Below are 13,921 nucleotides of genomic sequence, written 5' to 3'. Positions count from 1 at the left end.
GTCTCAAAAGTTCTTCTGGAGTGATCATCGATGGTGTCCACCTCGTTCATGGTGGACACCTCATCCCATCCCCGCGCTCAACTGCATAGGTGCGTAGAAAGGAGCGCTTACCATTAACCGGCAGCGTCGCGCGCCCTTGCTGCTGGAGAATTTGGAATGCCCCTTTCCGCTGGTTCGATCGCCTTCACCGGTTTCAACGGCGACGGCAACGATAATTTGTCCTTTGTCGCCCTGACCGACATCCCGCAGGGCACTGTCATCAATTTCACCGACAGCAACTGGAACGGAACCAGCTTCGCAACCGGCAGCAACGCCGAAAGCACGATCGCCTGGACCGCGACCGGCGCGATTCCCGCCGGCACCGTCATCGACATCAACAACATCGGCAAGGGCACGTTCGGGACCAGCGCCGGCTCGGCCACCTTCACCAACGCCAACAATACCGGCCTCTCCAACGACAGCGAGGTCGTCTACGCCTATGTCGGCAGCTCGACCGCGCCGACCTTCCTCGCCGCGATCTCCAATGTCGGCTATGCGACCTCAGACGGCACGCTGACCGGCACCGGCCTCGTTGCCGGTCAGACCGCGGTCAGCTTCACCGGCGGCCTCGATATCGTCGGCTATAACGGACCGCGCTCGGGCTTCACCAGCTTCGCCGACTACCTCGCCGCGATTGGCAACACCGCCAATTGGGCGACCCAGAACGGCAGCGGCGACCAGAGCACCGACGGCACCACGCCCGACGCGCCGTTCCCGACCACCGCCTTCACCGTGGCCGCGCCCGCCACGCAGACGATCTCGTTCTCGTCGCCGAGCGTGTCGGTTGCCGAGGGGCAGAGCGGCACCAAGACCATGACTTTCACCATTGCGCGCACCGGCGGCACCACCGGCGTGCTCAGCTTCTCCGGCAGCTTCGCCGCCGGCACCACCGATGCGGCCGATTTCGGCGGCACGCTGCCGGCCTCGACCTTCAGCGGCAGCTTCGCCGACGGTGCGTCCTCGGCGACAATCACCATCACGATCTCCGGCGACACCACCGCAGAGCCCGACGAGAGCTTTACGCTCACGCTCACCAGCGCCAGCAATCCGGGCGCGGCAGTCACGATCGGCACCGCGACGGCGACCGGCACCATCGCCAATGACGACGGCACCCTCGTCTCCGGCAACTCGTCGAACCCGATCACGCTGGCGAACAACGATCATCTGACCGTCCTCGCCGGCGCGACCCTGTCGGGCTCGACCCCGGTGACCTGGATCGGCGGCAGTACCTCGCCCGGCGCGGTGGTCGACAATTCCGGCACCATCACCGGCACCAGCCGCGCGATCGCCACCAGCGGTTCGACGAGCGGCAGCCTCACCATCAACAACAAGGCCGGCGCCACCATCACCGCGACCAAGGACGCTGTGAAGATTTCGAACCTGGTCTCGGGCAAGAGCGGCACCTTCACCGTCAACAACGAGGGCACGATCTCGTCGACCGGGACCGGCAGCAATGCCGGCCAGGCGCTCGATCTCGACGACATCAATTCGAGCGGCGCCAATACCGTCATCAACAACGCGGCAACCGGCGTGATTTCGGCGGCCGATGCCGACGCGATCCGGCCCGGCGCCAACGCCACCATCAACAATTACGGTCAGATCGTCAGCCACAATGCCTCGGCGGCCTCTGATGGCAACGACGCGATCGACTTCCAGTCGGTCAACACCGGTGGCGTGGTCAACAACTACGCCGGCGGAATCATCGACGGCGCCCGCCACGCCATCACCGGCGACCAGCCGATCACCGTCAACAACGACGGCACAATCATCGGCCGCAGCGGCTCCGGCATCAACATGGACAGCGCGGCTAACACGACGACAACAGTGACCAACCGGGGCACCATCACCGGCACGGCGGTCGGCGGTGCTGACGCAGACGGCGTCGATGTCGACGGTCTGGTCTCGATCGACAATTTCGGAACGATCGCGGCGGTCGGCCTGACCAGCGGCGCCAACGGCCTCAACGAGGCGCTCGCGATAGGTGGCGGCTTCGTCCACAACGAGGTGGGCGGCCTGATCATCAGCGATCAGCGCGCGATCACCGTGGACGACAGCAATGACGGTAGCGCCTTCGGCGTCATGACCATCATCAACGACGGCACGATCCGCGGCAACAACGGCGAGGCGATCTCGATCGTCGGCACCTTCGGCGACACCGTCACCAACACGGGCGGCATTTTCGGCAGCGTCGCCACCGACGGCGGCAACGATACGCTCACCAACAGCGGCTCCATCACCGGCGACGTCTCGATGGGGGCAGGCGACGACAGCATCAACCTCGCCACCGCTTCGATCGTCACCGGCACGATCGACGGCGGCGACGGCGTCGACACGCTGGTGCTGTCGGGAAGTGGCTCCGGTTCGCTCCTTGGCACGGTCGTCAATGTCGAGAAGCTCGACGTCCAGAGCGGCGTCTGGCGGATCAAGGACGCGTCCGGCTATTCCGACATCCAGGTCGAGAGCGGCGCGGCGGTCGTGCTGGAGGGCTCGGCCAATGGAATGGTGGTTGCCGCGGGGGCCGCGCAGCTGGTGTTCGGTCTGGCCTCGAACTCCGTGATCTCGGGCAATCAGTACATCCAGATCGGCGGCTCGGCCGACGGCACGACGATCAAGGCCGGCGGCGACCAGGATATCCTCGGCGGTGGTATCGCGACCAACACCACCGTGGACGGCGGCACGCAGAACGTCTTCGGCGTTGCGATCCAGACCACGGTCGCGAATGGCGGCTTCCAGCACGTTCACAACAATGCTTTCAACACCATCGTCAATTCCGGTGGTGAGCAGAACGTCTACATCGACGGCAGTGCGACCGGGTCCACCATCAATGCCGGCGGCATCCAGATCGATTGGGGCTTCACGATCATCACGACGATCAGCGGCGGCGGTCAGTACGTGTTCGGCTCGGCGAGCCTCACGACGATCAATTCGGGCCTGCAGGCCGTCGAGAGCGGCGGCACGGCCTCGGACACGACGATCCATGGCGGCGGGCAGGACGTCTATCTGGGTGGAACCGCGATCAACACCACCATGGATGGCGGCGTCCAGTCGGTCTATGGCGGCACGGTGGTCCAGACCACGATCAGCAATGGCGCCCTCCAGTATCTCCACGGCAACGCGTCGATCACGACGGTCAACGCCGGCAGCCAGCAGAGCGTCTACGCCGACGGTACTGCGACCGGCACCACGATCAATGCCGGCGGAGTCCAGGTCGATTGGGGCGCCGCCAGCGCCACCATCGTCAACGGCGGCGTGCAATATGTGTATGGCAGCGCAACCGGCACGACGGTTCTGTCCGGCACGCAGCACGTGCAGGCCGGCGGCAGCGCTGATGACACCACGATCGGCTCGGGCGCGCTCGCCTTCGTCCATGCGGGCGGCACGATCGACGATGTGATCTTCGCCGGTCCCAATGCCTCGCTGGTGTTGGCCCAGGCGTCGGCCTTCACGGGAACGATCTCCGGCTGGCAGGACCATGACAGTCTCGATCTCGGCGACATACTGTTCAGCGACGGTCTGACCTCGATGGCCTATGCGCAGAACAACGACAACACCGGCGGCACACTGACGGTCTCCGACGGCACCCACGTCGCGACGCTGCACTTGCTCGGTCAGTACAGCGCGGCCGACTTCGCGATCTCCTCGGACGGGCACGGCGGCACCCTGATCACCGATCCGGCGGTCGCGCAGCAGGCCCAGCTCGCGCCGGCGCTGCACGGCTGAGGTTGCGAGAGGCGGTAGCGGCGATGGCAGGATTTCCCTGCCATCGCCCTGCGTGACCCAGTCCGGCAGATTTCGCCTCCGGATACCGCATTTTTGCAAGCCGCCCCCTGCTAAGGGGCAATGGCGCCTGTGCCCGCTTCCCTATAATCCTGCCTTCAAGTCTTGAATCTAAGGCTTGGGGGCGACGGTTCGTGCCCCACCAAAAAACGTGCGGGAGGAAGCATGCGGAATTTCATTTGGGCTGCGGCATCGGTTGCGGTCTTGACCGGGGCGTTGGCCCTGACCGGGCCGGCATCGGCCCAATCGCCGATCATCATCAAGTTCAGCCACGTCGTCGCCACCGACACGCCGAAGGGCAAGGCGTCGGAGAAGTTCAAGGAGCTCGCCGAGAAGTACACCGGCGGCAAGGTCAAGATCGAAGTCTACCCGAACTCGACGCTCTACAAGGACAAGGAAGAGCTCGAGGCGCTCCAGCTCGGCAGCGTGCAGATGCTGGCGCCGTCCAACTCGAAGTTCGGCCCGCTCGGCATCCGCGAATTCGAGGTGTTCGATCTGCCTTACATCCTTCCGGACCTGAAGACGCTGCGGAAGGTGACGGAAGGCCCGCTCGGCCTCCGGCTGCTCAAGCTGCTGGACTCCAAGGGCATCACCGGCCTTGCCTATTGGGACAACGGCTTCAAGCAGATGAGCGCCAACAAGAAGCTGGTCGCACCCGCCGACTACCAGGGCGTCAAGTTCCGCATCCAGTCCTCGCGCGTGCTGCAGGCCCAGTTCAAGTCGCTCGGCTCGCTGCCGCAGGTGATGGCGTTCTCGGAAGTCTATCAGGCGCTGCAGACCGGTGTGGTCGACGGCCAGGAGAACACCTGGTCGAACATCTATACGCAGAAGATGCACGAGGTGCAGAAGTACATCACCGAGACCAATCACGGCTACATCGGCTACGTCGTGATCGTGAACAAGAAGTTCTGGGACGATCTGCCGGCCGACATCCGCGACCAGCTGTCGAAGGCGATGAAGGAGGCGACCGACTTCAACAACGCGCAGTCGCAGAAGGAGAATGACGACGCGCTGGCCGAGATCAAGAAGAGCGGCAAGAGCGAGATCATCAAGCTCACGCCGCAGCAGGACGAGGCGATGCGCAAGGCGATGGAGCCGGTCTACAAGGACGCCGCAGGCCGCGTCGGCCAGCCGCTGATCGACGAGTTCCTCAAGGAATCGAAGAGCACGACGAACTGATCCGGATCGACCATCAATGAAGGGGCTTCCGTGCAGCCTGCGCGGAGGCCTTTTTTGTTGCAAATCATTTCAGTCTGCATCTGAATGGACATTCAGGGGAGTTACATCTTCGTAAGAACGCTCTCTCTGTCCAAGTTGTAAGTTGCGCGTCAGCCGTCCGGCGCTCATCCTCACCGACATCCTTCCAGAGGAGGTCCGTATGAGGAAGTTCACCATCGCCGCCATCGCCGTGCTCAGCATCGCCGGCTCGGGCGCGGTCTATGCCCAATTTCATCGTCCGTGGATGGAGCACTTCCGCCACGTCCGCATGAACCCGGAGGACCGCGCCGCCTTCGTCGACGCGCGGATCGCCGCCGTCCATGCCGGGCTGAAGCTCAACGCCGACCAGGAGAAGCTGTGGCCGCCGGTCGAGGCTGCCGTGCGCGACTTCGCCAAGCTGCGCATCGACCGCGCCAATGCGCGGATGAATACGGGCCCGGGTGACGCCGGCAAGAACGCCGACAAGCCCGAGGATCCGGTCGCCCGCCTGCGCCAGCGCGCCGAGGACATGGGCGCGACCTCCGCCGCCCTGAAGAAGATCGCCGATGCCGCCGATCCGCTCTACAAGACGCTCGACGAGGGCCAGAAGCGGCGCCTTGCCGTGCTGACCCGCCACCGTGGCCCGTTCGGCGGCGGTGGGGACGGCCCGTCCCGACACTTCATGGAACGGGGCATGGACCGCATGATGGAGCGCGGCATGGACCGCTTCCACGGCGACCGTTTCGACCGTGACGGCGGCCCGGACCGGGATCGCGAGGGCCGGCTCTGAGCCACCCCGTATTTCCCGAGGAATCAACCCCGGGATTGGCCTTGGCGAAGCCGCTGGAATCCAGCGGCTTTTCGCATTTTCGGGCCTGTGGAAGAACCTTGGAAAACATACGCCACATCGCTTGCCATACCCGGATCGCTTTGCTAAACGACCGGCCTCGCAAGGCATTTGACCGCCTTTCGGGCGCATAGCTCAGTTGGTAGAGCAGCTGACTCTTAATCAGCGGGTCCCAGGTTCGAGCCCTGGTGCGCCCACCAAGTCTTTCAATGACTTACCCTCGCGAACCGTTTGAGACGACCGAACTAAAACGGTTTTTCAAACGGTGTTTTTGGGAGCCTGTTTAACAGTCTGCTCTCCACAATGTGATCGGCGTAGGAGCACACGGGTCGCAGTGGGAGCTTCTTCCGTCGCTGAACTCGACTTGCGATGATAATCAAACGGATGACTTGGCCCTCAAGGCTGAAACAGGGGTTCGATTCACCTAGGGAGCGCCAGAAATTTCAATGACTTAGATCCGTTTTGGAGAAGTCGTCGAATATCCGTTGAATAAGCGTCGGCGGACGTTGGCGAACTCCGCCGCGCTAATCACTAGGCCCAGCCGCAGCATATTCTCGCTTCCATCGCCGGCTAGGCTTCGTCGTGTTCTGCTGTACGTTGAGATCGTCACGAGCACCTGCTGTGGAGATCATCACACCCCGCTGCTCACCGTGAATCAGGCGTGAAACTCTGCTTGATGAACGTGCCAGTTTCATCGACCAAAACGCTGAAGCGTCCACCGTCGATCGCCTGTTCGATCTCCTGCTGCGTCTTCCCCGCGACTCGTATCTGCTTCACGCTTTCGCCGAACGAGTCGCGCAGCAGACGTCCTCGCAGTGCAAAGTTGAGTTCACCCAACTCGAAGGGATCTGGCATCACGGCCTTCTCGGTGATCGTCTCGTTCCCCACGTCGCACTCGGTATAGAAACGCGGGCGCTGTTTCAGACTCAGATTCATGAAGGCGAAGTCAACCATGACCTCGCGCGCTTGGATTTCTGACAACGATCCTTCGATTTTCTCGAGTTTTGGCATCGCGCCATTTATTGCTCCGCATGCGTCGTTGAACGTCGTGACCAGCGCAACATTTCCGAGCCTCAGCAGCATGGTCTGGGCGTCGAATATGTCGCCATAGTCAAATTCCTCACGCCATCCCGCGGTCTTCGCTGCAAAAGCTCCCAGCGATCCAAACACTTCTTTCTCCAGAGAAGCTCCATTCACAAAGCATCGCACAAGGCAGTGCATGTGATGCAGTACCTGCCAGTCATACAGGTCTCCGATCTTGTCATCCGGTTTGCGAAGATCGTGGTGTATTCGAAACTCCCTATCCTTGAGATGGACCTTGAGAAAGATCAGGCCCAGCCAGACGAAGAACTCCAACCCGTTGCCCTCGGCGATGTGCTTCTGCACGGCCTCCAGGCCGGCATTGACGACCTTGCTGATCCGCTCTTCGATCTGGCGTCCCATCAGCGAGTTGCAGTCCTGGCAGCAGGGGACTTTGAAGCGTCCATACTTGACGGTCCCACCATTCGGCAGGGTGATCGTCCTGTCGAACAGATTGAATTTCCGCAGCACCCACTCGGGAATAACATGCTCGTCGTTGAACACTTTTGACCCAGGCTGCGCGCCGCAGATAAAGCAGCAGCGGCCAAGACAGATATCGTTCACGAACCGATCTTTGCTGAAAAACAGAATATTACCGCTATGATCCAGGAACGAACCGTCTGAAGTCTTATGCCAAGCCATTGTCACCAACCGTCGCCGCAGCGAACTTAAGCCCTACGCCGCCCGGCACTGTCCTGCTACTGAAAGAGGATCGCCGAATTGCGGCACCCCCGGGCTGGGATATCGAAGTGAACACGCTCCGGCCAGTGGGCCTCGGTCCTGCTTATGGGATACTTATGTCGAGGAACTCAAGAAAAGCTCAACGGCGACGGAAATGGCGGCGCCGCCTAAAGTCTGGGGTGCGAACACCGTCCGATGCGATACATCAGGCGCTCGGGGAGTTTTTGACCGAGATGGGCCGCGTCGAGTTCAGGATGCTCCTGTTGATGGACCTCATCAATGAGGCGCCGCTCGAAGCGCTGTTCGACGAATATTCCGGGCGAACATTCGCAGACAAAATCAAGATCTTCAAGAAATGGTGTGACTTCGGGGGTGTGCCCGATGAACACAAGGCGACGCTGCAACGCCTCTACAAGGAGCTGGATGAGTTGCGGCCGATACGCAATTTCCTGGTCCATGGCGAGACATGGGAAGGCGCCTTCAAGGGCAAGCCGTACCAGCCCTATCGGGTCGGGCTCGTGAAAAAGAACCTTGAATATCTCGACGAATTCGAGCGCGCCGACCACGGTCCAAACGTCTTCGATGTCCAGCAGGTGCGCGACGCGACCAGGCGCTGCGCCGGGATTCACCAGGAGCTGACCGAGTTGCGCGACGCGATTGCCGCGACCGCGGTGCCATGTGAAGAACAAGTCAAAGACGCTCCGTGACCAAGCGTGTTATCTTTGGAGACAATGACCTTTTCCGACAACGCAAGTCTCGCCAAACTGCGCGAATACGCTGATCGCGCCCGGCGCCTTTTCTCAAATCCGCAAAAGCCGGAGCGTGAGCGCATGATCGTGCGCGCATTCCTCCGTTGCGCCGGGGAAGCCTTCGAGGACGGCGAGATCATCGCGAGCAGCGAAGAGCCGATCGACGTCAGATTCCGAAGCGCCGATTTCCAAATCATGGAGATCGTTGGCAACAAGAGACGCGGACTGGAGTGGCGTCTGCGTCAGGACCGATATCGCGATGCACAACGTGTCGCAGATGTACTGGAGCCGTACAAGCCATCGCAGCCGATGTCGTTCGACGATGCGGCAGAGCTCGTCGCCGATCGTCTGTCGGAGAAAGCCGCGCGTTATGGCACCGCCACGTGCGCGAGCTTGGACGCCTTGGTCTACGTCGATCTTCACAATCGGCACCTGTGGCCGCTTGTGCCCGCCGATCATGCGCGGGCCGCTGCCGTGCTTCAAGCCCAGGGCTGGAGATCTGTCTCCATGCTCTTTGTGCCCTACGGCGTCGTACTGCTCGCGGCGCCAACCGCTCCGGCGGTCTTCGGCGCGAGAGCCGGGCGGGTTCTGAACGAATGGCCCGGACTCGATGGGCTATTTGATCCCTGATAGGCCACTGGCGATCTGCGCTTGCCCTTGCCGAACGGCCTCAGCGGGGATTTCTGCTCATCTTCGTCGGACCTTGGACGATCGGATCAGTGCGCCGGCGTGAAAATTCCGATAAAACCGCCGGTAACACCTCCAAAGCACGAAGCCTAATCCCGAAACCGGCAACAGCGGTCGTCTCGATGTACAATCTTCTTGTTTCCTCCAATGCCCAGGCCTGGAACGGCGAGCCCTGGCAGATCGAATTCTCGCGCTGTGTCTGCGAATACACCGAAAACGCGATCACCGAGCGGTTCGGGGCACTGGACGATGCCGCCGTCTCGGAACTCAAACGTCTGCCGTGTATCTTCGCCTAGCCAAACGGCAGGGACAGGTTCGGATCGAATACGAGCTCCAAGCGATTGATCCATTTCTGTCCGCCGACGATCTGGAACAGCTCACCTTCGAGCTCGACATCGGTAATTGGGAGATGAACCGGACGCATTGGGCGGTCAAGGATGTCAATCTTGCGAAGGAATTGCATGCCGCGCGGCGTATTACGCTGCCGTCATGGACCGGGCAGGCAACCAAGACTGTCGATATCACCAGGCATGATTTCGACGTGGCTCTTTCTTTTCCGGGAGAGGTGAGAGCGATCGTCGAACAAGTCGCGCGCGAGCTGGAGGCAAGAATCGGCCCGAACTCATACTTCTACGACAGCAACTACGTGTCGCAACTGGCGCGGCCATCGCTCGACACCTTGTTGCAGGAGATCTATCGGTATCGTTCCAAGCTCATTGTCGTGTTCCTGGGCTCCGATTATCAGAGGAAGGACTGGTGCGGCATCGAGTTTCGGGCGATCAGGGAGATCATCATGGAGCGCGACAATGCCCGCATCATGTTCGTGCGAACCGACGACGGCGCTGTCGACGGCGTTTTCAAGACCGACGGCTACGTCGACGCGCGCAGGTTCAGCCCGGCGCAGATCGCACAATTCATCTGCGAGCGCTTGGCCGTGCTTGCCCCCGCCTAGTTACTATGGACAGGACACCGATGACCTTCGATGTAGATGAAGCGTCGAAGGAAATCTCGGAGGTTACGCGCCGGGCCGTTATCGACCATTTCAGCATTGCGAAGCTGAGTTGGGCCGGCCGGCTGCAGGACGACGAATTTCTGGCAAGGCTTTACGACTTATCGAAGCTTCCGTCCTTTGACCATCGCTATCAAGATGCCGCCGGCGACATCTATCAGCACTGTGTACGTAATAGCGACTGGGAGAGCGACTGGGTCTTCTACGATCGCCGGTTCAATTTGATGTACGGACCGGATGCCGAATTTCTCCGCTTTCTCTGCGAGACCGTGCACCCGGTCGTACGGCCCGCCGACGATGAAGTATCGACGCTCGTGCGCGTCTATAACGAGGCGCTGACGCCTGACGGCTATCAAGTGGTGGCCGGAAAGACCATTTCCGGCAAACCGATCTTTGTCGCGCAATCCGCCCGCCGCGCGGTCGTCTTCGAGGAGCCGACCGGCTGGCAGAAAGTCGACCGCCAGCTCCAGGAGATGCGGCTTCGGCTCGATAGCGCCAAGACGGAGGAGCAATATCAAGGCGTCGGGCTGCTCTGCCGCGAGGCTCTGATCTCCGTGGCGCAGGAGGTTTACGATCCCGCCCGGCATCCGCTCATCGACGACAAGACCCCGAGCGACACCGACGCCAAGCGGATGCTGGAGGCAATCTTCGAAGCGGAGCTGAAAGGCTCAAGCAACGAAGAGGCCCGCGCTCACGCCAAGGCGGCGGTCCGCCTGGCCCTGGCGCTCCAGCACAAGCGGTTCGCCGATTTTAGAACCGCCGCGCTCTGCGCCGAAGGGACTTGGTCGGTCGTGAACATGCTCGCAATCATCGCCGGCCGGAGAGGCCGGCGCCTCACGTAGTCTTCGGCCCGGACGGTAACGTCACCACGCGGCGATCGACCATCAGGTGCCGCCGCTTCGCCGCGCCGGGGTCGGTGAGCCGCGGCGTGATCGAGACGACCGCGACCTTCCAGTCGGGCAAACGATCTTGCGGAGCCGGCATCACCCCCGACAGGACGGTCAGGCCCCGTCGTTCGAGGTCGCCCACACATGCAAGGATGTCGTTGTAGAGGTCGCGCCGACCCCGCTCGGACGGCGGGGGATCGGCGATATCCGACAGGATAAATGACGCGAGATCGAGCCATTCCTGCAAACCTGCGATGTCATCGTCATAGACGTCAGACACCTCCGGACGATGAATCAGGACGGCATCACAACGCGCGGCGTCGCGAACAGCGCGATGCGACGTCATCGGCCCGACCGGGACGATTTCAAGATGGGAATAGGTCTCCACCAGGCTGGCGGCCGCCTCCTCGGCGTCCAATGGCAGGCGGGGCGCCGTGAAATATCCCGCCTCATATCCGAATGCCTGGGCGATCCTATCCAGGGCGTTGTCGCTCACGCGCTCGCCGCGTTCGATGCGCTCCACGGTCGAGACCGAGACACGCGCGAAGCCGGCGAGTGTCGTCGTCTTCCATTGCCGCAGGCCGCGGTTCCAGCGCACCACGAATGCCACCAGTTCGATCGGCGGCGCCGTCGGGACGTCGATTGGCCTCTCTGGCAGTTGTGTGATCTTGTCCAACAGGTCTTGAGTCGTCATCGGCATGGGCTCCTTTCATGGCCGAAAGGATGCACGATCCTCGCCGGCCAAAAGAGCCCGGAAAATCCTTCAGGCGTGGGAAGCTCAAAGCTCATGCGCGTCCCTCGCGCACAGTCTGGACCACCCGCCCGCCCGCGGCGAGCGGTCGAAGCAGTTCGTCCTCAGGTTTTGTGAGGTGAAGCCAAGCCGACCAATCTTCGGGTCGGAGCACCACGATCTGGCGATTGTGATAGGGCTCCATATCCGCGCCGGGCGCGGTCGTCAGCTTTGTGAAGGCCGGCGGATGATTGCCGTGACCCTCGCGCCAGATGCCGGCAATTGCCATGAAGGGCGCGCCATTCAGGGTAAACCGATGCTTGGTCTTCGGATATTTCTTGCCGGTGAATTCGACGAAGGCTGATGCAGGAATGAGGCAACGGTTGGTAGTATCGAACTGCCGTCCCTCGGACCTGAAATTGAATACCGGCCCGCCCCGAGCGCCGGAGGGCGGGAAGCTGAAATTCATCGGCACGAGTTCGATTCCATCATCGGCCTCGCGCATGACCGGCGCGGTCTCGTTGATCCGCACGTCATCGGACGGCGGCAGGTCGAGTTCGCTCTGCCGGGTCGGAATGCCGAGCGAGAGGTCCAGCATCCGGCAGTATTCAGCCCAGCGAATGTGTCGCTCGTACTCGTTACACATCCTTGCCATGTAGCAACGAGCAGACCGGACAGGAGGGGGACCGCCGCTGATCTGCCAGACGCCCAATCGCCATCAGCCTTTAAATTACAGCTATAAGATATACGCCATATTTTAGTCATAATTAATTTAATACTATTATCTTGGAACCGAGGATGGGAAATGCCGCTCAATCTTTCCAATAGTCAGGCGCTCGGCCGCACCTACGCGGCCGCGCGTATGATGGCGGGTCTGGATCAGGGAGGGCTCGCGGCCCAGGCCGGCATTTCTGCAGGCACGGTTTCCAACGTCGAGCGTGGACGGGATTCCAGACCTGAGACACTGAAAGCAATCCGTCTCGCCCTGAATCGGGAAGGGGTCTTGATTGGATTCAGCCGCAACAACGGCTTGGCGACGGTGTCGATCGCTTTTGCTGCCGATGATTCAGATGAGGAGTGATGTCATGCGTACCTATTTTGGAGAGTTCAACCGCGTCGTCGGCGACAGCATCCGCAACGCAAAGAAAATTTTGCGATCCTGGGGTCTCGACGTCGAATCGATCCCGCACAGGACCGCGCTGCGGATCGAGCGGCCGGAGGATATGTCGTGGGTCGATTTCAAGCGCGCGATCCGCGCTGTGCTGCAGCCCCGTCGCGGATCAGTGATGATCTCAAGCGAGTCCACCGGGCGGACCTACGTCTGCAGCAATCGCGGCAACCAGCCCGGTGCTTTCCAGCGTCAGTGAGGAGGGGCTCGGCGATGCTGGCCTTTCACGAAACCGAGACGTGCGAGGGCATCGTCCAGCACCTTGAGCAACGCGAGCGCGTGCCGCGCTCGGACGTGCAGATCCGCGACAGGGGGAGCGAGACGTCGGCGGATGCCCGCGTCGAGATGACGTTCCGTTTTGGCGGCCAGCTCTATGCCCTGGAGCACACAGGCATAGAGCCGTTCGACGGCTTCATGGCGCACCAGAATCGCGCATCGTCACTGTTCCTGCTGCTTCAGGCGGCTGCGACTGCATCGCTGAGCGCCATGCTGGCCGACGGAGGTCCGCGCCATTCAGACTGCGTTGCTCACTTGGATCACCGCCACCGCTCCGACGCTGCCGCCACGACGCTATGCCGACTATCGGGGCACGCTGGTGACAACCCAGCCGACCAGCGTGCCGTTCCAGGTATCGCTGGTGCGGTTCGCCGGCATCGCCGGCATGGAGGGCCGCTTCCAGCTCAAGCATCTGACGCGCGGCGCCGAGACACCACGGGTAGAGCGCATCGCGCGCGCCTGCGAAAAGAAGTTTCCCAAGCTCGCCCGCTGGAAACAGTCGGATGCCGCTCGGACCGTTCTCGTGTTCGAGGACAATGACGTGCAGCTCACCAATGTCTCCAGCGTCACTGAGGCTTACCTGCCGGTCGCCAGCGTCCGCGCCGACGCGCCGGACGAGACCTACCTGGTCTCGACCTGCACGTCGCCCTGGTACGCCTGGCCGGTTTTGGTCGATGGCCGGTGCTATTTCGACCTCGCGGCGATCAGCCATCCCATTCATTTCGAGATGGACGCCAGCGGCCGTCTCCTTACACCAGCAGCTTGACGGCGATCCGATGTCCAAAACCGCCGCT

General features: G+C 61.8%; 13 protein-coding genes, 1 tRNA gene and 1 pseudogene. 11 read left to right on the top strand and 4 right to left on the bottom strand.

Translation table 11 applies throughout. The features are described 5' to 3' along the window. Positions 1-156 precede the first annotated feature (156 nt). The 4 genes from QJT78_RS31950 to QJT78_RS31935 all read left to right on the top strand — a co-directional run bounded on the left by QJT78_RS31950 (position 157) and on the right by QJT78_RS31935 (position 6,060). A complete protein-coding gene (locus QJT78_RS31950) occupies positions 157-3,759 on the top strand; it encodes a hypothetical protein (RefSeq protein ID WP_049807858.1) in 3,603 nt (1,200 codons plus the stop codon). A 222-nt stretch (positions 3,760-3,981) separates the two neighbouring features. Next, positions 3,982-4,995 (top strand): TRAP transporter substrate-binding protein, encoded by a 1,014-nt coding sequence (locus QJT78_RS31945; protein WP_028152091.1) that lies wholly within the window; start codon positions 3,982-3,984, stop codon positions 4,993-4,995. Between the two features lie 199 nt (positions 4,996-5,194). Next, entirely contained in the window at positions 5,195-5,803 is a 609-nt protein-coding gene (locus QJT78_RS31940) for a Spy/CpxP family protein refolding chaperone (protein WP_028152092.1), read from the top strand. A 181-nt stretch (positions 5,804-5,984) separates the two neighbouring features. Then, positions 5,985-6,060, top strand: a tRNA-Lys gene (locus QJT78_RS31935). Between the two features lie 445 nt (positions 6,061-6,505). Here QJT78_RS31935 and QJT78_RS31930 read toward each other — a convergent pair. Then, positions 6,506-7,504 carry a hypothetical protein gene (locus QJT78_RS31930; RefSeq protein ID WP_155257973.1) on the bottom strand — a complete coding sequence of 333 codons (999 nt, stop codon included), beginning with the start codon at positions 7,502-7,504 and terminating at the stop codon, positions 6,506-6,508. A 185-nt stretch (positions 7,505-7,689) separates the two neighbouring features. Between QJT78_RS31930 and QJT78_RS31925 the strand changes: the two genes are divergently transcribed. The 4 genes and pseudogenes from QJT78_RS31925 to QJT78_RS31910 all read left to right on the top strand — a co-directional run bounded on the left by QJT78_RS31925 (position 7,690) and on the right by QJT78_RS31910 (position 10,908). Then, the gene (locus tag QJT78_RS31925; protein ID WP_212497488.1) at positions 7,690-8,328 is read left to right on the top strand and encodes a hypothetical protein; all 639 of its coding nucleotides are present in this window, start codon (positions 7,690-7,692) and stop codon (positions 8,326-8,328) included. Between the two features lie 24 nt (positions 8,329-8,352). Further along, positions 8,353-9,000 (top strand): DUF1780 domain-containing protein, encoded by a 648-nt coding sequence (locus tag QJT78_RS31920; RefSeq protein ID WP_028152094.1) that lies wholly within the window; start codon positions 8,353-8,355, stop codon positions 8,998-9,000. Between the two features lie 179 nt (positions 9,001-9,179). Then, positions 9,180-10,009, top strand: a pseudogene (locus QJT78_RS31915) (TIR domain-containing protein). Positions 10,010-10,029: 20 nt separating this feature from the next. Next, the gene (locus QJT78_RS31910; protein WP_049807855.1) at positions 10,030-10,908 is read left to right on the top strand and encodes a hypothetical protein; all 879 of its coding nucleotides are present in this window, start codon (positions 10,030-10,032) and stop codon (positions 10,906-10,908) included. On the opposite strand, the gene QJT78_RS31905 is transcribed toward QJT78_RS31910, so the two are convergent. Beyond that, the gene (locus QJT78_RS31905) at positions 10,901-11,653 is read right to left on the bottom strand and encodes a helix-turn-helix transcriptional regulator (protein ID WP_038944417.1); all 753 of its coding nucleotides are present in this window, start codon (positions 11,651-11,653) and stop codon (positions 10,901-10,903) included. The two genes, QJT78_RS31910 and QJT78_RS31905, sit on opposite strands and share 8 nt — an antisense overlap. An 85-nt stretch (positions 11,654-11,738) precedes the next feature. Further along, positions 11,739-12,329 (bottom strand): SOS response-associated peptidase family protein, encoded by a 591-nt coding sequence (locus tag QJT78_RS31900; RefSeq protein WP_028152097.1) that lies wholly within the window; start codon positions 12,327-12,329, stop codon positions 11,739-11,741. A gap of 159 nt (positions 12,330-12,488) precedes the next feature. Here QJT78_RS31900 and QJT78_RS31895 point away from each other — a divergent pair, with 159 nt between their 5' ends. Together QJT78_RS31895 and QJT78_RS31890 are read left to right on the top strand one after the other, a co-directional pair. Further along, positions 12,489-12,764: a helix-turn-helix transcriptional regulator gene (locus QJT78_RS31895; protein WP_035972320.1), complete on the top strand. Its 276-nt coding sequence runs from the start codon at positions 12,489-12,491 to the stop codon at positions 12,762-12,764. 4 nt (positions 12,765-12,768) lie between these two features. Then, positions 12,769-13,050, top strand: a complete 282-nt coding sequence (locus tag QJT78_RS31890; RefSeq protein WP_028152098.1) for a hypothetical protein — start codon at positions 12,769-12,771, stop codon at positions 13,048-13,050. Here QJT78_RS31890 and QJT78_RS31885 read toward each other — a convergent pair. Then, positions 13,044-13,274 carry a hypothetical protein gene (locus QJT78_RS31885; RefSeq protein ID WP_038944416.1) on the bottom strand — a complete coding sequence of 77 codons (231 nt, stop codon included), beginning with the start codon at positions 13,272-13,274 and terminating at the stop codon, positions 13,044-13,046. The two genes, QJT78_RS31890 and QJT78_RS31885, sit on opposite strands and share 7 nt — an antisense overlap. A gap of 100 nt (positions 13,275-13,374) precedes the next feature. Between QJT78_RS31885 and QJT78_RS31880 the strand changes: the two genes are divergently transcribed. Continuing rightward, entirely contained in the window at positions 13,375-13,893 is a 519-nt protein-coding gene (locus QJT78_RS31880; protein WP_038944415.1) for a hypothetical protein, read from the top strand. Positions 13,894-13,921 lie beyond the last annotated feature (28 nt).

It is taken from the genome of Bradyrhizobium sp. Mp27 (assembly GCF_029953005.1).
Taxonomy (GTDB): Bacteria; Pseudomonadota; Alphaproteobacteria; order Rhizobiales; family Xanthobacteraceae; genus Bradyrhizobium; species Bradyrhizobium barranii.
Note: the sequence above shows the minus strand (reverse complement) of the source record. Positions and strands in the feature narration are given on the sequence as shown.